This is a genomic window from Paraburkholderia fungorum (assembly GCF_900099835.1).
GTDB lineage: Bacteria > Pseudomonadota > Gammaproteobacteria > Burkholderiales > Burkholderiaceae > Paraburkholderia > Paraburkholderia fungorum_A.
In genome coordinates, this window is record NZ_FNKP01000001.1 from 2,893,333 (window position 1) to 2,910,409 (window position 17,077).

The following is a 17,077-nucleotide window of genomic DNA, read 5'->3' on the forward strand; positions in this document are numbered from 1 at the left end:
TGCCTTTGGCCAGGCTATAAGGCCCAGCCTTACTGCTCCTCTGGGTCCACCCCCGACAGCGCATCGCCGATCAACCCGCTCGCCTCATCACCCGGCAATGCCTCGACGTCGCGCAGCTTGCGGGTCATCACGCGGGTACGCGTTTCCGCTGCTTCGATCGAACGCGTGACCGTTTCCAGTTGCGCCTTGGTTTTCGCGAGCACGTCGCCGAATTTGCCGAACTCCGTCTTCACCGCGCCCAGCACCTGCCACACCTCGCTCGACCGTTGTTCGATGGCGAGCGTGCGGAAACCCATCTGCAAACTGTTGAGCAGCGCGGTCAGCGTGGTCGGTCCGGCAATCGTCACGCGGTAGTCGCGTTGCAGCATGTCGCTCAGACCCGGCCGGCGCAACACTTCAGCGTACAACCCCTCGGTAGGCAGGAACAGCAGCGCGAAATCGGTGGTGTGCGGCGGCGACACGTACTTCTCCGCGATCGTGCGCGCTTCGGCGCGGATTCGCGCTTCGAGCGCGCGCGATGCTTCTTCCACCGCGACCGGATCGGCGCGCTCCTGCGCTTCGATCAGACGCTCATAGTCCTCGCGCGGAAACTTGGCGTCGATCGGCAACCAGACCGGCGTATTCACGCCGCCCTGCTCCGCGCGTCCCGGCAATTTGATCGCGAACTCGACGCGGTCCGCGCTCTTCGGCACCGTCGCCACGTTTTTTGCGTATTGATCGGCGGTGAGCAACTGTTCCAGCAACGCCTCAAGTTGCACCTCGCCCCACGTGCCGCGCGTTTTGACATTGGTGAGCACTTTCTTCAGATCGCCGACCCCCGCCGCGAGGGTCTGCATCTCACCCAGACCGCGATGCACCTGCTCCAGCCGGTCGGACACCAGCTTGAACGACTCGCCCAAACGCTGTTCAAGCGTGGCGTGCAGTTTTTCGTCGACGGTACGCCGCATCTCCTCGAGCTTGACCGAGTTGTTTGCTTCGATGTCCTTCAGCCGCGCCTCGATGGTCGCGCGGACTTCGGCAAAGCGCCGGTCGTTCGCCTCGGTCAACTGGCCGAGTTGCAGGCTCAACGTGTCGCCGAAATGCTTCAGCGAGCGCCCCTGTTCGTCACGTGCCTGTTGCGCCTGGACCTGCAAACTCTGACGCACCGCGTCGAGTTGCTGCGCGAATCCATCGATCTTGCCGCCCTGCACCGTCGTCATGCTGCTGAATTGCGCCGCCAGCGTCTGCTGAAAGTGCGCGAAACCGCTGCTCTGCTCGGTACGCGACACGCGCGCCGCTTCGGTGATGTCGTTACGCAGTTGCCGTTCAAGCCGCTCATAAGCATGGGCCTGCGTATCGGCGGCGACGTCGATACGCTGATGCAGCAGCTCGAACTGCTCCTCTTCGTCAGCGCGTTTGGGAGCGCGCATCAGCAACGCCAGCGCGATTATCAGCGCGACCGCCAGTACCGCGACGGCGGCCACCAGAACCATGGTCATGAACGCGCCTTGCCGATAACGTCAGGGTTGATCGGATTCGGCGGACGACCCGCGCGCGGACCTTCACCCAACGCGGCAATCAGATTATCTGCGGCGAGATTCGCCATTGCGCGACGCGTGCTTTCGGTTGCGCTGGCAATGTGTGGCGTCAGCACGATGTTGGGCACTGTCAGAAGATCAGGATTCAGATTCGGCTCACCTTCGAATACATCCAGACCGGCCGCCGCGATCTGTTTGGATCGAAGCGCTTCGACGAGCGCCGCATCGTCGACGATACCGCCGCGCGCGATGTTCGTGAGCGTCGCGGTCGGCTTCATCTGCGCTAGTTCAGCCGCGCCGATCGTGTGATGGCTTTCCTTCGAGTACGGCAAGACCAGCACGACATGATCGGCACGCCGCAACAAATCTTCTTTCGATACGTAGGTCGCGTTCAACCCGGCTTCGATCTCCGGCGCTACGCGCGAACGGTTGTGATAGATCACCTGCATGTTGAAGCCCTTTGCCCGACGCGCAAGCGCCTGACCGATCCGGCCCATGCCGATCACGCCGAGCGTCGAGCCGTACAGGTCGCTGCCGAGAAAACCGTCGTACGTCCACTTCTGCCATTTGCCCGCGCGCAGCCAGTGCTCCGATTCGGCGATACGGCGAGCCGTCGCCATCATCAGCGCCCAGCCGAAGTCGGCGGTCGATTCGTTCAGCACATCCGGCGTATTGGTGCCAAGCACGTTCGCGGCGTTAAACGCAGCCATGTCGAAGTTGTTGTAGCCCACTGCCATATTCGACACCACGCGCAGGCGCGGGGCCGCAGCGAGAACGGCGGCGTCGATCGGTTCGCCCGCGGTCAGCGCGCCGTCTTTATCCGCGAGACCGCGCTTCAGTTCGTCGGCGGGCAAAACGTCGCCCTGATTCCAGTCGACCTCGAAATGCTGCTTGAGCCGCTCGATCACATCGGGAAAGATCGAACGGGCGACGAGGATTTTCTGCATTTCAATTCTCCATATAGCGCTTCGAGCGGAATTATCGCGGCATCAAAAAAAGAGCCATCCGGTGACGATAAAAAGCGGCAGCAATATCGCACCGGACCAACCCATGTAGGCGAAAAAACTCGGCATGCGCACGCCGCGCGATTGCGCGATGGACTTAACCATGAAGTTTGGTGCGTTGCCGATGTAGGTGTTCGCGCCCATGAACACGGCACCCGCGGAAATCGCGGCGAGCGTGGTGGCGCCCGTGGTCATCAGCGTCGACGCGTCGCCGCCGGCCAGGTTGAAGAACACGAGGTAGGTAGGAGCATTGTCGAGAAACGAAGACAGCAGGCCGGTCGCCCAGAAATAGCGGATGTCGTACGGCTGGCCGGACGGGTCGTTGACCAGATGGACAAGGCCCGCGAATCCGCCCGCCTCGCCTGCACGCAGAATCGTGATGACCGGCACGATCGTCACGAAGATGCCTGCGAACAGTTTGGCCACCTCTTCGATTGGCGCCCAGTTGAAGTCGTTGCCCGCGCGAGCCGCACGCGGAGTCAACGCGAGCGACAGCAAAGTGACGCCGGCTAGCGTGACATCACGCACCGCGTTCTGCAATGCCACGTGTGTGCCGAACACGTCGAACGTGACCTGCGGGCGCCACAAACCGCTCATCAGCACGAGTCCGATCACGACGGCGAGCAACAGAAAATTGATCTTGCCGTCGATACCGAACGGCAAGCCGTCAGGTGTCGGATCGACAAAACGCGAGTGTTCCTCTTCCCGCCGATGAAAGTAGTACGAGTCGAGCGCATAGAAGCCGGCCAACAGCACACCGCTGACGAACAGCATCGGCAGCGCGAGATGCGTCGTGGTCCAGAAGAAGTTGACGCCTTCGAGAAAGCCCAGGAACAGCGGCGGGTCGCCCAACGGCGACAACGAGCCGCCGACGTTCGCCGCGAGAAAAATGAAGAACACGACGACGTGAACCACATGCCGCCGGTTATCGTTCGCGCGCAGCAGCGGACGGATCAGCAGCATGGCCGCGCCGGTCGTGCCCATGACACTTGCGAGCAGCGTGCCCAGCGCGAGTATCGCCGTGTTCAGGCGCGGCGAGCCGTGCAGATTGCCGCGCACGCAGATGCCGCCCGCCACCGTGTAAAGCGCGGTCAGCAAAACGATGAACGGCACGTACTCGTCGAGCATGGCGTGCACCAGCGAGCCGAAAGCCGCGCCAGCGCCAAACTGCAGTGCGAACGGAACGAGGAAAATGAGCGCCCACGCAGCGGCAATCTTGCCGAAATGGTGATGCCAGAATGCTGGCGCGACGAGCGGAAATAGCGCGATGGAAAGCAGCACGCCCGCAAAGGGCAAGCCCCAGAGCGCCGAGAGCTTTGCGCCGTCGAGCGTGGCGGCAGAGGCTGGTTCAGACCATCCCGCCAGCATCAATACAGCAGCGAGCAAGATGGCGGCCGACCCTGCCAGCCCCTTCAGATTCCCTGGCTCGCGGGCGTTAAAGGCGTTGCGGGCAACCCCGACCGCGCGCGCGCCGAAGCCCTGCTGCAGTCGCGCTTCAAGCATCCTGTACGACGATGGCATGTACCCGATAAGGGCCGTGCGCGCCCAGCACGATGGTCTGTTCGATATCGCCCGTGCGCGACGGCCCGGAGACGAAATTGACGGCACGGGGCAACTCGCCGCGCTCTTTGCGGATCAGGCCAAACGCCTCTTCATGGCCCGCGACAATGCGCGAAGCAGGCACGATGGCAATGTGCGTTTCCGGCAGCAGTCCGGCCGATGCATAAGTCTGCGGCCCCGACAGCAGCACGAGCGTGCCGGTCTCGGCAGTCGCACAGAAGCAGCCGGTGAGACCGACTACATCGCCGTCTTTCGGTTTGCGGAATTCGACGCTCAGGCCCGCTTCGGCCCATTGCAGATCTTGAAGCGTTTGCCACGCGATAGCCTGCAGCGGCAAAGCAAGTTGTGTGAGGTAGCGATGTGCGGCGGCTGGAACGTCGGCCAAGGTCTGGACAGACTCGACCGTGGTAGCCATCTTCTGCGCTTCTTCGATGAAACGTGCGACCAGATCGCCGGGCATCTCCGGCCGGGGACCTGCGGGATGACGCGCCAGATAGTCCGCTGCGGCTTCGCGTTCGGAAGCTGACGGCTCCGGCTCACGCCCTTGCGCTGCGCGGATGCGCGCCAGGATGTTGCGGCGGGCAATCGATGTGTCCATATGCGAAATCCTCGTGTCACAGCCGTGCGATGTAACGAGGATTATACCGGCCGCCCTTCGCGCGAACACCCTGGCCGAACGGCCTGTTGCGCTGCATTCGACGCGCGGTGAAACTGGTCACCGCGCGACTCGAAGCATGGGTAAAACAGTTTGAAGCAAGCGTGAAGCGACGTTACTTCGCAACGTCCTCTTCAGGCTGGGCAATGCCGAACACCTGCCGCAAATACGCGAGATAGGCCTTGTCCTCGCACATGTTCTTGCCCGGCGAATCCGACAGCTTGGCCACCGGCTGACCATTGCAGCGGACCATCTTGATGACGATCTGCAGCGGGTTATAGCCGAGGTCGTTAGTCAGATTCGTGCCCACGCCGAATGCCAGCTTGCAGCGTCCGCGGAAACGTTCGTAGAGTTGCAGGACCTTCGGAATGTCGAGCGCGTCGGAGAACACAAGGATCTTCGTGCGCGGGTCGCAGCGGTTCGCCTCGTAGTGCTTGAGCAGGCGCTCACCCCAATCGAACGGGTCGCCCGAGTCGTGACGCGCGCCGTCGAACAGCTTGCAGAAGTACATGTCGAAGTCGCGCAGGAACGCCTGCATGCCGTACACGTCGGAGAGCGCAATACCGAGGTCGCCGCGATATTCCTTCGCCCACATTTCGAAGCCGAAGGTTTGCGAGTCGCGCAAACGCGGACCGAGCGCCTGACATGCCTGCAGGTATTCGTGCGCCATCGTGCCGAGCGGCGTGAGGTTGTGCTTCATCGCGTAAAAGACGTTGCTGGTGCCCGCGAACTGCTCGCCCAGGCCGTCTTTCAATGTGAGCGTCACTTCCTCGTGCCATTGCTTCGAGAAGCGGCGGCGTGTGCCGTAATCGGCAATCTTGCAGTCGGCGAATTCCGGACGCGCGCCCAGCAGCTTGATCTTCTCGACCAGACGGCCGCGCCCTTCGCTGTAGTCGGGCTTTTGCTGCGTGTTACGGAAATAGACCTCGTTGACGATCGCGAGCATCGGAATTTCGAACAGGATCGTATGCAGCCACGGCCCTTTGATTTCGATGTCGATTTCGCCATTGCCCTTCGGCGACGCTTCAATCGAAATGTATTTCTCGCTCAGATGAAACAGCGCGAGAAATTCGATGAAGTCGCCCTTGATGAAGCGCATGCGCCGCAAATAGTCGAGCTCGTCGTCGGTGAAGCGCAGCTCGCAGAGCTTGCGCACTTCATCGCGAATCTCGCCGATATACGGTACGAGATCGACATTCGGTGTGCGGCAGCGGAAGCGGTACTCCACATTCGCGGCGGGAAAATGATGCAACACCACTTGCATCATCGTGAACTTGTACAGATCGGTATCGAGCAGCGAAGTAATAATCATGATGGTGCGAACTGACCGCTTGAAAACGGAAGGCCTGACTCAACCCATGCGCTTGCGGCACGCCCCGTGCGCGCCGAATTGACGCATGTTACCCGAATGCGCTTGACTTCTGCGCGGCGGCGGGCTGCCGCACCGCTTACCTCGAAAAAGCCCGTCGCGCCAAGGCTATAAACTAATCACGAAAACATATAAAAGGCGTAGCCCGATGCTATATGCGCCTCTTGACGTTACGTTACAATAGCGCTTTTGGCGTTTTCGCCTCCCCTGATTCTGCATGCAGGAGCTGCCTGAATGACTCACGTTGTGACCGAAAGCTGCATCAAGTGCCGCTATACCGACTGTGTCGATGTGTGCCCGGTGGACTGCTTTCGCGAAGGTCCCAACTTCCTCGCGATCGACCCCGATGAATGCATCGACTGCGCCGTGTGCGTGGCCGAGTGTCCGGTGAACGCCATTTATGCCGAAGAAGACGTGCCGGGCGACCAGCAGAACTTCATCGAGCTGAATGCCGATCTGGCGAAGAACTGGCCGAGCATCACCAAGACCAAACCGCCGCTGCCGGAAGCCGAAGAATTCAAGGACGTGAAGGACAAGCTGGAACTGCTCGCGCGCTGAGCTTCGTAGCCGGCCACTAGCTGGTCAAGACCCTGCAAGATTCAAATTTAAACGAGATGAACACAGGGTATTGACAGGCGCAAAAGCTGCCCCTACAATTTCGCTTCTCTGCTGTTGTTGTTCTGTTCCTCGATAGCTCAGTCGGTAGAGCGCCGGACTGTTAATCCGTAGGTCCCTGGTTCGAGCCCAGGTCGAGGAGCCAAGAATTGCAAAGGCCCGTTAACCAAGACGGGCTTTTTAATGTAGATCAAGTTGTACTGCTGTTCCTCGATAGCTCAGTCGGTAGAGCGCCGGACTGTTAATCCGTAGGTCCCTGGTTCGAGCCCAGGTCGAGGAGCCAAAATTTTAAAAGGCCCGCATTCGTGCGGGCCTTTTTGTTTTTGCCCGCAGATTTGCTGCACCACCCTGCGACCGACTTTGGATCGCGATTCGGGTCCACGCGAAAGTTGTTACGCGCTTACGCAGTTGCTTCGGAAAAGCGTGACTATGTACATCCTGTCGCGGTAACGCCAGCCCCCTCATGCGCACGCCGTTATACGATGGCAACTTCCCGGCGCAAATTTCGCACTCGACTCGACCCGACTCGCATCCGATTTGCGCCCAACCCTCGCGCTCATATCCGGCCACCTCATGAAATCGACTTTGTCGCGCATCGTGCTTGCTGCCGCCACCGCACTTCTGTTGCCTTTGGCCCACAGTGAAGAAGTCGGCAGCGTCAATACCAATTTCCGCGTCACGGGTTCGGACCGCGTGGTCGTCGAAGCGTATGACGATCCCGTGGTTCAGGGCGTGACCTGCTATGTGTCGCGTGCGCGCACGGGCGGCGTGAAGGGAACGCTCGGCATCGCCGAGGACCCGACCGAAGCCTCTATCGCGTGCCGTCAGGTCGCCGACATTCATTTCGCCGGGCCTGTGAAGAAACAGGCCGACGTGTTTTCCGTCAGCATGTCGCTGATTTTCAAGTCGCTGCATGTGGTGCGCGTGGTCGACACCAAGCGCAACACGCTGGTGTATCTCACTTATAGCGACCGCGTCGTCAGCGGTAGTGCGAAAAACAGCGTCAGCGCGGTGCCGATGCCGGCCGGCACCACGATCCCGCTCAAGTGATGACGCCCGGCGGCCAGGCATCCGCATGCACGCAACTCAAGCGCGCCGCGAGCCGGCGCGACGCGCTACACTGATCGGTCCCACCCGATCTTCGCCATGACCGCCGCCCATCGTTTTCAGGACTCCGCCCACTACTGGCGCACGCCGCTTCTGCCCGGCGCGGACCTGCTCACCGCCGAATATCACGATCACGAATTCGCACCGCATTGGCACGACGCGTACACGATTCCGGTGATTACTGCCGGCGCGGAAGGTTATCGGTACCGCGGCTCAGACTATGTGGCCGAAGTCGGCGGAGTGCCGATCATCAATCCGGGTGAGTTGCATACCGGCTCGAAGGCGGTGGACGCGGGCTGGCGGTATCGCGTGATCTATGCGCCGGTCGACTTCATCCAGCAACTTGCCAACGAACTGGGCGACAGGCCGCAAGCTTTGCCGTGGTTCGCGCCGGGTGTGATCCGCGATGACGATCTGGCGAAGCGGCTCGCGCACGCTCACCGTCTGCTCGAAATGGGCGACGATCTGCTTGCCGCCGAAACCGCGATGCTCGACGCGCTGTCCACGCTGCTGGTCCGTTACGCGCAAACGCAGCCCAAACCGTCGCCCGTTGCTACCGACGACGCGCGCGTGGCGCTCATGCAGGAACGGCTGACAGGCGATCTTCTCGAACCGGTGACGCTTGCCGAAATGGCGCTGGCGGCGGGTTTGTCGCCGTTTCACGCGGCGCGTCTTTTCACGCAGACCACCGGCTTGCCGCCTCACGCGTGGCGTAACCAGGTGCGCTTGCAGCGCTCGCTTGCTCCGCTGCGGGCCGGCGTCTCCGTGACCGATGTGGCGGCCGCGAGCGGCTTCACCGATCAGAGTCACTTCACGCGGCATTTCCGGCGGATGTTTGGGGTGCCGCCGGGGCGTTGGCAAGGGGCTTGAAGAGTGCGATAGCGGCCATCCGGGCCTTGGCAAGGGTCTCGAAGCATGCCCTCTTTTCTGCGCGCCACGCTCTCCAGCCATCTGCTTACCTAATTTCCATTCTTCGCGCGGGCTTGCGCTTTTTGCCGCCCCGCTCCACCGCAAGAACGTACAAGCCTCGCCCACCCGCTCGCAGCTAAGCTCCTCGAACCAAGGAGACAAGTTTGAGCCATCCCACCGCAAGCCCGGCCGCACAGCCGGGCCATCTGAAAGAACTCGCCGCCGGCGCTCGGGACATCATCCCGATGATGGTCGGCGCGGCCCCATTCGGCGTCATCTTCGGCACGCTCGTGGCCTCCGGTCCGCTGCACCTTTGGCACGGACAGCTGATGTCGCTCGTCGTGTTCGCCGGCTCGGCGCAGTTCATCGCGCTCGGTCTGATCGCCGGTCACGCGAGCTTTGCGGTGATCTGGGCGACCACGCTCGTCGTCAATCTGCGTCACGTGCTGTACAGCGCGACGCTCGCGCCGCACGTCGCGCATCTGTCGACCCGCTGGCGCTGGGCACTCGGTGCGCTGCTCACCGACGAAGTCTTCGCCGTCGCCTGGGAACATTACCGGCACAAGGAGCCCGGCACGGTCGGCCCGCACTATTTTTTCGGTGCTGGACTGGCGATGTACCTCAACTGGCAGCTCTGGACCATTGGCGGGCTGCTGTTCGGCGCGGCGTTTCCGGGCCTGCAATCGCTCGGACTCGATTTCGCGATGGTCGCCACCTTTATCGCGATCGTCGTTCCGCAACTCGTCGCGCTGCGCTATATCGCGGCGGCCGCGACCGCCGGCACGCTGGCTTTTTTCTGGCAGACGTGGCCGTACAAACTCGGCCTGCTGGGCGCCGTGTTCGCGGGCGTCGCGATCGGCGTGCTGTTATCCACGTCGCATTCGTCGCCGCGCGGCGCGCGGAAAACTGCGGAGGCATCGCGATGAACTACGTCGTCCTGATCCTCGGTATGGCGCTTATCACGTGGGTGATCCGCGCGGCTGTTTTCGTCCTCGGCGATCGGCTGGTGTTTTCGCCGCTCGTACGCACGGCGCTCGGTTTCGTGCCCGTTACCGTGCTGACGGCGATCATCGTGCCGATGGCGGTTTCGCCGCACGGCACCAGCGCCGAGTTGACCTGGCGCAATCCGCAACTGGTCGGCGCGCTTGCCGCTGTCGTGGTCAGCGCGGTGACGCGGCGGCCGCTCCTGACGATCGCGGTCGGTCTGACGGTGTTTTTTGTCTGGCAATGTGTCGTGCTTAAATAAACGCGCGGCGTTGGCTTTCCGATGCGAGGGCGCGAAGTTAGTTTGGGTGGCGATGTCCGGCTGGGAGGTGGCGGTTCGTGGCTTGGGCTCCGGTGTAGGCGTAGACCTCGACGCCCCCTCCAGCATCCACATAAAAACCTACCGCCCGCCCCGACATCCCCCTCTAAACCGCCCGCCCGTCGCCCGCCCTCCCTCAAGTTCCCGCCGAATCCGCCGATATGCAATCGAGGTCCGCGCATCGACATCGGGTACGTCCCGCTGCTCACGCGGCAACTGCAGGAATAAACCGCGCCGGCTTCCGGCGTCGCGCCGCCCGGCATACGCGTGTGGCCGACGGCATCACAAGACCGCGCGGCAGGACCAAACGGGATAACACATGGGTCAAATCACCCTCAAGCTCAAAGACGAAACCCTTGCGTCGCTACGCAAGGATTTCGACGCCTTTCTGCGGGTATCGCTGAAGCTCGATCCGCAGTTCGCGACGCCGTCGTTCGAGGACTTCTTGCGCGCCAAACTGCTCGACAACATGGTGCCGCTGACCGAACACGCGGTTCAGCGCATGCTGCAGGGCGGCCAATACGCGTGGGCCAAACGCACGCTGGACAAGGAATTCCCGGACGTCGTCGCGATCCTGATGCGGCAGGCCGGTGAATTCGGCTTCGGTTTCGCGGCGCGTTCGGAGTGGACACCCGAGGAACTCGCGAAGCAGTGTCGCGACTGGGCGGCGGCGATCGTCAAGGAAGCGGAAGGCGACGCGACGCTGATCGACCCGCTCGCGTCGCAGATCAAGAGCGCGGCGCAGGACATTCAGGCACTCGAGGAAACCATGCAGACCCCGGCATGGCGGCTGGTGGAATCGTTGCGTCAGCGTGTCTACGAGGCCAAGGTGGCGTGCGAAGTGAGCGTGGGCAGCACCGCCCGCGAAAAGCTCGGCGAATTGCGCGGATTGTTGCGTCTGGGCATTTCGCACGGCTCGTTCCAGAAGCAGGAAGCGCAACAGATCATGGAATATCTGCGCCTGCTCAAGCCGGAAATTTTTGTCGAAGAACCGTACGACGTGTTTTCGCGGATGGCGGCATGGCTGCGCAATTTCTTCACGCCGCCGAGACCGGCGCCGCAGCAACAACAGCAAAGGCAGTCGCGGTAAGCGCAGCAACGTCGCGGGGGCAGGACACATGCGCATTCGGCGCATCGCAGTCGCCCCGGCCGATATCGGCGCTTGCGTGTGCCAAACGGCCGTCCCCAGTCCGTGCGCAGAATCGAGCCGCACACATTGCCGCCCCGGCGCATGGAGCCCCCAAGTCCCCAATTCGCGCCGGCCTGCCGGTACCTGCCTCTCGAGTCGCCTCAGCCTGCTCGCCTAACCCCCGGCCACATTCCCGGCCTCGTCAATCCCACATCTTCCTGAGCTTCGCCGCGATCTCGATCTTCGCCTGCGCGGCCGCAGCGAGCCCCGCCGCCGTCGGCGCGCTCGGCACCGGCACACGCGGCCACGCGTAAGCGTCGAACAACGGCATCAGGTGCGCGGGAATGAAGCGCGTGCGCGACGCCCAAACGTGACGGTCGCCCATGTGCGTCTGGTTATGCACGTAGAAACGCTGCGGCACGACGATATGCAGATCCTCTTTGGCGCGCGTCATCGCCACGTAGAGCAGACGGCGCTCCTCGTCGATTTCTTCTTCGCTGCCCGTGCCGAGATCGGACGGAATGCAGCCGTCGACGCCATTCAGCACGAACACATTGCGCCATTCCTGCCCCTTTGCCGAATGGATCGTGGACAGGATCAGGTAATCCTCGTCGATGAGCGGCACGCCCGATTCGCCGCTAGTTGCGTCGGGCGGATCGAGCGTCAACTCCGTCAAAAACCGTTCGCGCGACGGATACGTCGCCGCGATGCTTTCCATCTGCAACACATCCGCGTGACGGATCGCGGCGTCTTCGTGATTGCGCTCCAGATGCGGCTCGTACCAGCGCCGCACCATCTCGAACTCGGCGGGCCACGGCGTCTGCCGCCCGTACACGCTCGACATCAGCCTGACAAACGGATGCCAGTCTTCCTGCGCACGAGCCGGCGCAGCGAAAGCGGCAAGCGCGCCGCCGGCCGTATCGGCGGGATTGCCGGAACCCGCACGCGCGACGATTTCATCGAGCACCTTCGCGGCGGTCGCCGGCCCCACGCCCGGCAGCAATTGCACGACGCGAAAACCCGCAACACGGTCGCGCGGATTTTCCGCCCAGCGCAATACGGCCAGCACGTCCTTGACATGCACCGAATCGAGAAATTTGAGGCCGCCGAATTTGACGAACGGAATGTTGCGCCGGGTCAGCTCGATCTCCAGCGTTGCGCTGTGCTGCGCGGTACGGAACAGCACCGCCTGCGACTTGAGTTTCATGCCCTGCTCGCGCGCTTCGAGCACCTGCTCGACGATGTAGCGCGCCTGATCGGCTTCGTCGGCGACCGTGACGAGTCGCGGGCGCTGCGCGGATGCCTTGTCGCTCCGGAGATTCTTCGTGTAGCGCTCACTGGCCAGTTCGATCACCGCGTTGGACGCGGCCAGAATCGGTTCGGTTGACCGGTAGTTGCGCTCGAGCGTGATCTGCTTGGCGGGCGGATCGAAATGCGCGGGGAAATCGAGAATGTTGCGAACCGTGGCGCCGCGAAACGAATAGATGGACTGGGCATCGTCGCCCACCACGGTCAAGCCGCGCCCGTCCGGCTTCAGTGCGAGCAGGATCGACGCCTGCAGGCGATTGGTGTCCTGATACTCGTCGACCATCACGTGATCGAAGCGCGCCGACAGATCAGCGGCAATGGTGGGCTCGGCGGCCATGTGCGACCAGTACAGCAGCAGATCGTCGTAATCGAGCACGCTCTGTTTCTGCTTGGCGTCGACATAAGCCGCGAACAGCATGCGCAAATCGGCTTCCCACTCGCGGCACCACGGGAACGCGTTTTCGAGCACATGACTAAGCGACGCACCCGTATTGACGACGCGCGAATAAATCGCGAAGCACGTGCCCTTGGCCGGAAAACGCCGCTCTTTCGCGGACAAACCGAGTTCATGGCGCACCAGATTCATCAGATCCGCGGAATCCTCGCGGTCGTTGATCGTAAAAGCCGGTGCAAGGCCGATCAATTCGGCGTATTCGCGCAGCAGGCGCGCGCCGACGCTGTGAAACGTGCCCGACCAGGTGAGCCCCTGCGCGAGCGCGGCCCGCGTACCGAGCGCCGCACCGGCAATACGCGTGACGCGGCGGGTCATCTCCAGAGCGGCGCGGCGCGAAAACGTCAGCAACAGGATGCGGCGCGGATCGGCGCCCTTCACCACCAGATTCGCGACCCGATGCGCCAGCGTATTGGTTTTGCCGGAGCCCGCTCCCGCGATGACGAGCAACGCGCCGGGTGGAGCGTTGGGCGTATCGGCGCCATACTCGACGGCTTCGCGTTGCGCAACGTTCAGCTTCGCCAGCCAGGCGGCGGTATCGAGCGATGGGGACGGCGGAGGCGATTCGGCGACGGAGAGCACAGTGGATTTGGGTGTTGGATGGAATCGGGATGGCGACGCATACTGTATATCCATACAACTACCGCCGACAAGCGACCCTTTTTTTGTGTGAATCGGGTGTGGTTTTTTGGGGCTCGCCGGACGTGCGGTGCCAGCTCGTGCAGAGCGCGTTTCGACTGACGGAAGCACGAAAAAATCGGCCAGGTGGGTCAAAAGCTAACGAAAAAAATGGCCCGCGCGCATCAAGCGAACGGGCCATTTTTGTGGGATCGGCAGCATCGAACTACTGCTGCTTTTTCGCGTCCTTCACATTGGCGTCAGCGTTCGCCTTGTCGGCGTCGGCCTGGGCATCGGTCTTCTTCTGGTCGGCCTTGGCCTGCGCGACCGAAGCTTTCTTGTCCGCCTTCGACTGCTCCTTCGCGGCCTTCTTGTCCGCATGGGTGACAGGAGCCGCAGCCGGCCCGCTCGCCTGAGCAAATGCCACCGACGACAGGCAACCCGCGATCAACGCGGCATAAATCCTGTTTTGCGTGGTTCTGGTGATGTTCATGCGATTACCTCCCTCAAACTTTTTTATGCGATGCGTCACGCGGAGTCGTCCAGATGTGCCGTCGTCAATCGACAGCACACCGGGCGTCTATTAGTGCTTCACATCGGCGCCATCGGTCTGAGCCGATGCCTGACCTTCCATGTTCATCTTCATTTCGTTGTTGGCGGCCTGCTTATCAGCCTTCTTGTTGATCTTGGCGTCGCGCACCTGCTCCTTGTATTGCGCCTTCGCCGCCTTCTGCTGGTCGTTCATTTCAGCCTTCGACGCCTTCTTCGACGCACGATATTCGGCATTGGCCTTCGCGTTGGCGTCACGCTTTTGCACCAGCGGATCGGTCGAGCCCGACGCGGTCAGACGCGTCGGCGCAGGAGTCGCCGGTTGCATGCCCTGAGCGGCCTCCGTACCTTGCTGCATCTGGGCTTGCGGCTGGTCGCCCGCCCCTGCGGCGGGTTGTGCGGTTTGCGCAACGGCAGCAGTCGCGGCAAAGGCGGTCAGGGCGGTACCGATCAGAAGCGAACGAATCTGGGTCATGGCTAATCCTCTCTAAAGTTGTTGTGACGCGGGCGTATGGGTTTAGGGTCCGGCTCGCGCAGGAGGTTTTCCTGCTGCTTGCCACCGACGCCACCCGGTCTTCACGCTGCTGTAAATTCAGCAGGCTTTGCTACATGAGTCCACTTTACGAGTGAAATCGACGATGTACGACCAGTGTTACGGAAGGTTTCACTTTCTGACAATCGCATAACAACTGCGTACCTTAGTCCGGCCGAGGCCGGCATACACCGCGAGCTTCATTCAGGGCAAGCTTGTGGCTTATGATGCGAACCCTTTGCCTGGAGGCGCAAACGCCATGCCCAACCTCGATTTCACGCTCACCGGCGACTACGTCGAACTGCACAATCTCCTGAAGATAACGGGTCTCGCGGACAGCGGCGGCTCCGCAAAAATGATGGTTGCCGACGGCGCAGTCACCGTCGACGGCCGGGTCGAGACGCGTAAAACCTGCAAGATCCGCGCGGGCCAGGTCGTGCTGCTCGGCGATACGCGTATTGCGGTACACGAGGCCTGACCGGTCTCCGGGCACAAACTGACGCGGCCTGACAATCCGGAAAGCTGTAGGACGGCGCGCACCAGAATCGTGCTTCTTCGATCGACATCGCCGGACGCAACCCATAAGCTGTTGGTTTCGACAGGCAAACAAGCGGCTGACAAACCGGCATAACGCGCGTTTCATCGCACGACCGGCAGCGGGAAACACCGGGCAGACACTGGCGGACACGGCAAGCAGGCCCGCAACGACGAGCGCAGACAATCAATTTCTGCGCTGCGTCGAGCGAGCGCTCACTACGCCGGCTTTTTATCGAAGCCCGTACGGCCCGCACCCGCCCTGCCGCGACTCGCCGCCAGCCAGCAGCCCCAGCCGGCCACCGAGCCACCCACTGTCGCCAATCTGGATATTTCCGCCGTCAGGCGCTTTCATGACTCAATCCGGCTTCTCCCGGCTGGCCGCCAGGCCGCCGACCCTGTCCCGCCACGCCGCCGACACCGCGCGGCTCGCCGCTCCGCTCGCCATCGCGCAACTGTCGCAAATGGCGATGAGCGTCACCGACACCATCCTGCTCGGCTCGCTCGGCCCCGACGCGCTTGCTGCGGGCGGCCTCGGCGCGAACCTGTTTTTTGTCGTAGTCACGCTGTTGCAGGGCGTGCTGACATCGGTGAGCGTGAGCGTGTCACACGCGCGCGGCGCGCAGGACGACGGCCGCGTGCCCGACATCTACTGGACCGGCTTTGTGCTGTCGCTGCTGCTGTCCGTGCCGGCGTTCATCCTGCTGTCGTTCGCGTCGCAGATCCTGCTCGCGTTCGGCGAACCCGGGCTGCTTGCGCACAACGTCGGCGAATATGCGGCGGTGCTGCGCTGGGGCGCGCCCGCGAGCCTGATCGGCGTCGGCCTGATGCGCTCGTTCCTGCCCGCGATCGGCGCGGCGAAACGGCTGCTGTGGGTGTCGATTGCGAGCGTCGTCGTGAACGCGTTTCTGAACTACGGGTTGATTCACGGCGCGTATGGTTTGCCGCGGCTCGGCTTTCTCGGCTCGGCGGCGGCGACGTCGATCACCGTCTGGCTGAGCGCGATCGTGCTGATGGCGCTGTTGCATCTGCGGCCGCGCTATCGCCATTTCGTCGTCGCGACACGGCCCAAGGTCCCGTTGATGGGTGAACTGTTCGGGATCGGCTGGCCGGTCGCGATCACCTATGGCGTCGAATCGATGCTGTTTCTCGCCACCGGCCTGATGGTCGGCCTGCTCGGCGAGTCGCAACTGGCCGCGCATCAGATAGCGCTGAACGTGGCGTCGGTCGCGTTCATGGTGCCGCTCGCGATCGGCCAGGCGGCCAATGTGCGGGTCGGCTACTGGTCCGGCGCGGGGCAACCGCTGGCCGCGCGCCATGCGGGTTTTGTCGCGCTCGCGCTCGGCGTCGGCTTCATGACGTTGTCCGGCATGGTGCTGATCGCCGCGCCGCGCTGGATCGTCGGCCTTTACCTGCATCTCGACGATCCGGCCAACGCAGCCACGGTCGCGCTGGCGAGTTCGCTGCTGGGCGTGGCGGCAATTTTCCAGATCGTCGACGGCATGCAGACGGTGGGATCCGGCTGCCTGCGCGGGCTGAAGGACACTCGCGTGCCGATGATCGCCGCCGCGTTCGGCTACTGGGTGATCGGTTTTCCGACCGGCTACACGCTGGCGTTTCACTTCGGTCTCGGCGCACGCGGGCTGTGGTGGGGACTCGCGGCAGGCCTGGCGAGCGTCGCGGTGCTGATGACGCTGCGCTTTCACAAGCTGAGCCTGCGGCACGTGTCGCCGCAAGCGGCCGATGCTCCGTCGGCGGGGCCGGTTTGAACCGGCGGTTTGAATTGACGGTTTAAATTGAGTGAGGCGGTGCGAACAGGCGTGGCTCAGTAATCCGGCTTCAATGGTTCGCGCCCGTTTGCACGCATGAGCGCGCTTCGCGCCGGGCCCCCGCCAGATCCTGTCGAGCCTCCGTCCC

Annotated in this window: 17 protein-coding genes and 2 tRNA genes; 10 read left to right on the forward strand and 9 right to left on the reverse strand. The window is 62.7% G+C overall.

Annotated features, from left to right (window positions below):
- Positions 1-29: 29 nt before the first annotated feature.
- The 5 genes from BLS41_RS12735 to pncB form a co-directional block, all read right to left on the reverse strand.
- A complete protein-coding gene (locus BLS41_RS12735) occupies positions 30-1,478 on the reverse strand; it encodes a DNA recombination protein RmuC (RefSeq protein ID WP_074764965.1) in 1,449 nt (482 codons plus the stop codon).
- A complete protein-coding gene (locus tag BLS41_RS12740; RefSeq protein WP_074764967.1) occupies positions 1,475-2,464 on the reverse strand; it encodes a 2-hydroxyacid dehydrogenase in 990 nt (329 codons plus the stop codon). Before BLS41_RS12740 ends, BLS41_RS12735 begins: the two co-directional genes overlap by 4 nt.
- 42 nt (positions 2,465-2,506) lie before the next feature.
- Positions 2,507-3,889, reverse strand: coding sequence for a sodium:proton antiporter (locus BLS41_RS12745; RefSeq protein ID WP_074766514.1), 1,383 nt, complete (start codon positions 3,887-3,889; stop codon positions 2,507-2,509).
- Between the two features lie 127 nt (positions 3,890-4,016).
- On the reverse strand, positions 4,017-4,679 hold the full coding sequence (locus BLS41_RS12750; protein WP_074764969.1) for a LutC/YkgG family protein: 663 nt from the start codon (positions 4,677-4,679) through the stop codon (positions 4,017-4,019).
- A 172-nt stretch (positions 4,680-4,851) separates the two neighbouring features.
- On the reverse strand, positions 4,852-6,048 hold the full coding sequence (pncB, locus tag BLS41_RS12755) for a nicotinate phosphoribosyltransferase (RefSeq protein ID WP_074764971.1): 1,197 nt from the start codon (positions 6,046-6,048) through the stop codon (positions 4,852-4,854).
- Positions 6,049-6,339: 291 nt separating this feature from the next.
- On the opposite strand from pncB, the gene fdxA reads away from it, so the two are divergent.
- The 8 genes from fdxA (at position 6,340) to BLS41_RS12800 (ending at position 11,129) form a co-directional block, all read left to right on the forward strand.
- On the forward strand, positions 6,340-6,663 hold the full coding sequence (gene fdxA / locus BLS41_RS12765; RefSeq protein ID WP_074764973.1) for a ferredoxin FdxA: 324 nt from the start codon (positions 6,340-6,342) through the stop codon (positions 6,661-6,663).
- A 126-nt stretch (positions 6,664-6,789) separates the two neighbouring features.
- Positions 6,790-6,865: transfer RNA gene (locus BLS41_RS12770), tRNA-Asn, on the forward strand.
- Positions 6,866-6,927: 62 nt separating this feature from the next.
- Positions 6,928-7,003, forward strand: a tRNA-Asn gene (locus BLS41_RS12775).
- 290 nt (positions 7,004-7,293) lie between these two features.
- Positions 7,294-7,770 (forward strand): CreA family protein, encoded by a 477-nt coding sequence (locus BLS41_RS12780; protein WP_074764975.1) that lies wholly within the window; start codon positions 7,294-7,296, stop codon positions 7,768-7,770.
- Positions 7,771-7,866: 96 nt separating this feature from the next.
- Complete coding sequence (locus tag BLS41_RS12785) at positions 7,867-8,697, forward strand: helix-turn-helix transcriptional regulator (protein ID WP_074764977.1); 831 nt, start codon at positions 7,867-7,869, stop codon at positions 8,695-8,697.
- A 284-nt stretch (positions 8,698-8,981) separates the two neighbouring features.
- Entirely contained in the window at positions 8,982-9,662 is a 681-nt protein-coding gene (locus BLS41_RS12790) for an AzlC family ABC transporter permease (RefSeq protein WP_253189677.1), read from the forward strand.
- Complete coding sequence (locus BLS41_RS12795; RefSeq protein ID WP_074764981.1) at positions 9,659-9,982, forward strand: AzlD domain-containing protein; 324 nt, start codon at positions 9,659-9,661, stop codon at positions 9,980-9,982. The genes BLS41_RS12790 and BLS41_RS12795 overlap by 4 nt, the downstream gene beginning before the upstream one ends.
- Positions 9,983-10,358: 376 nt before the next feature.
- Positions 10,359-11,129, forward strand: coding sequence for a DUF4088 family protein (locus BLS41_RS12800; protein WP_074764983.1), 771 nt, complete (start codon positions 10,359-10,361; stop codon positions 11,127-11,129).
- Between the two features lie 241 nt (positions 11,130-11,370).
- On the opposite strand, the gene BLS41_RS12805 is transcribed toward BLS41_RS12800, so the two are convergent.
- From BLS41_RS12805 to BLS41_RS12815, 3 genes are all read right to left on the reverse strand, one after another.
- The gene (locus tag BLS41_RS12805) at positions 11,371-13,563 is read right to left on the reverse strand and encodes an ATP-dependent helicase (protein ID WP_074764985.1); all 2,193 of its coding nucleotides are present in this window, start codon (positions 13,561-13,563) and stop codon (positions 11,371-11,373) included.
- Positions 13,564-13,771: 208 nt separating this feature from the next.
- Positions 13,772-14,038, reverse strand: coding sequence for a hypothetical protein (locus tag BLS41_RS12810; protein WP_074764987.1), 267 nt, complete (start codon positions 14,036-14,038; stop codon positions 13,772-13,774).
- A 90-nt stretch (positions 14,039-14,128) separates the two neighbouring features.
- Positions 14,129-14,569, reverse strand: coding sequence for a hypothetical protein (locus tag BLS41_RS12815; RefSeq protein WP_074764989.1), 441 nt, complete (start codon positions 14,567-14,569; stop codon positions 14,129-14,131).
- A 316-nt stretch (positions 14,570-14,885) separates the two neighbouring features.
- On the opposite strand from BLS41_RS12815, the gene BLS41_RS12820 reads away from it, so the two are divergent.
- Complete coding sequence (locus BLS41_RS12820) at positions 14,886-15,104, forward strand: RNA-binding S4 domain-containing protein (protein WP_011489423.1); 219 nt, start codon at positions 14,886-14,888, stop codon at positions 15,102-15,104.
- Between the two features lie 288 nt (positions 15,105-15,392).
- Here the strand turns inward: BLS41_RS12820 and BLS41_RS39950 are convergent, their stop codons facing one another.
- Entirely contained in the window at positions 15,393-15,515 is a 123-nt protein-coding gene (locus BLS41_RS39950; protein WP_290439520.1) for a hypothetical protein, read from the reverse strand.
- Here BLS41_RS39950 and BLS41_RS12825 point away from each other — a divergent pair.
- Positions 15,514-16,929 (forward strand): MATE family efflux transporter, encoded by a 1,416-nt coding sequence (locus BLS41_RS12825; protein WP_074764991.1) that lies wholly within the window; start codon positions 15,514-15,516, stop codon positions 16,927-16,929. The genes BLS41_RS39950 and BLS41_RS12825 overlap by 2 nt on opposite strands.
- Positions 16,930-17,077: the final 148 nt, after the last annotated feature.

What these genes read in the sequence shown, in the direction of transcription:
- BLS41_RS12820 (WP_011489423.1), top strand. Translation starts at nt 14,886, where the DNA reads ATGCCCAACCTCGATTTCACGCTCACCGGCGACTACGTCGAACTGCAC.
- BLS41_RS12750 (WP_074764969.1), bottom strand. Translation starts at nt 4,679, where the DNA reads ATGGACACATCGATTGCCCGCCGCAACATCCTGGCGCGCATCCGCGCA.
- BLS41_RS12740 (WP_074764967.1), bottom strand. Translation starts at nt 2,464, where the DNA reads ATGCAGAAAATCCTCGTCGCCCGTTCGATCTTTCCCGATGTGATCGAG.
- BLS41_RS12800 (WP_074764983.1), top strand. Translation starts at nt 10,359, where the DNA reads ATGGGTCAAATCACCCTCAAGCTCAAAGACGAAACCCTTGCGTCGCTA.
- pncB (WP_074764971.1), bottom strand. Translation starts at nt 6,048, where the DNA reads ATGATTATTACTTCGCTGCTCGATACCGATCTGTACAAGTTCACGATG.
- BLS41_RS12825 (WP_074764991.1), top strand. Translation starts at nt 15,514, where the DNA reads ATGACTCAATCCGGCTTCTCCCGGCTGGCCGCCAGGCCGCCGACCCTG.
- BLS41_RS12735 (WP_074764965.1), bottom strand. Translation starts at nt 1,478, where the DNA reads ATGACCATGGTTCTGGTGGCCGCCGTCGCGGTACTGGCGGTCGCGCTG.
- fdxA (WP_074764973.1), top strand. Translation starts at nt 6,340, where the DNA reads ATGACTCACGTTGTGACCGAAAGCTGCATCAAGTGCCGCTATACCGAC.
- BLS41_RS12780 (WP_074764975.1), top strand. Translation starts at nt 7,294, where the DNA reads ATGAAATCGACTTTGTCGCGCATCGTGCTTGCTGCCGCCACCGCACTT.
- BLS41_RS12815 (WP_074764989.1), bottom strand. Translation starts at nt 14,569, where the DNA reads ATGACCCAGATTCGTTCGCTTCTGATCGGTACCGCCCTGACCGCCTTT.
- BLS41_RS12745 (WP_074766514.1), bottom strand. Translation starts at nt 3,889, where the DNA reads ATGCTGGCGGGATGGTCTGAACCAGCCTCTGCCGCCACGCTCGACGGC.
- BLS41_RS12785 (WP_074764977.1), top strand. Translation starts at nt 7,867, where the DNA reads ATGACCGCCGCCCATCGTTTTCAGGACTCCGCCCACTACTGGCGCACG.
- BLS41_RS39950 (WP_290439520.1), bottom strand. Translation starts at nt 15,515, where the DNA reads ATGAAAGCGCCTGACGGCGGAAATATCCAGATTGGCGACAGTGGGTGG.
- BLS41_RS12790 (WP_253189677.1), top strand. Translation starts at nt 8,982, where the DNA reads ATGATGGTCGGCGCGGCCCCATTCGGCGTCATCTTCGGCACGCTCGTG.
- BLS41_RS12805 (WP_074764985.1), bottom strand. Translation starts at nt 13,563, where the DNA reads ATGGATATACAGTATGCGTCGCCATCCCGATTCCATCCAACACCCAAA.
- BLS41_RS12795 (WP_074764981.1), top strand. Translation starts at nt 9,659, where the DNA reads ATGAACTACGTCGTCCTGATCCTCGGTATGGCGCTTATCACGTGGGTG.
- BLS41_RS12810 (WP_074764987.1), bottom strand. Translation starts at nt 14,038, where the DNA reads ATGAACATCACCAGAACCACGCAAAACAGGATTTATGCCGCGTTGATC.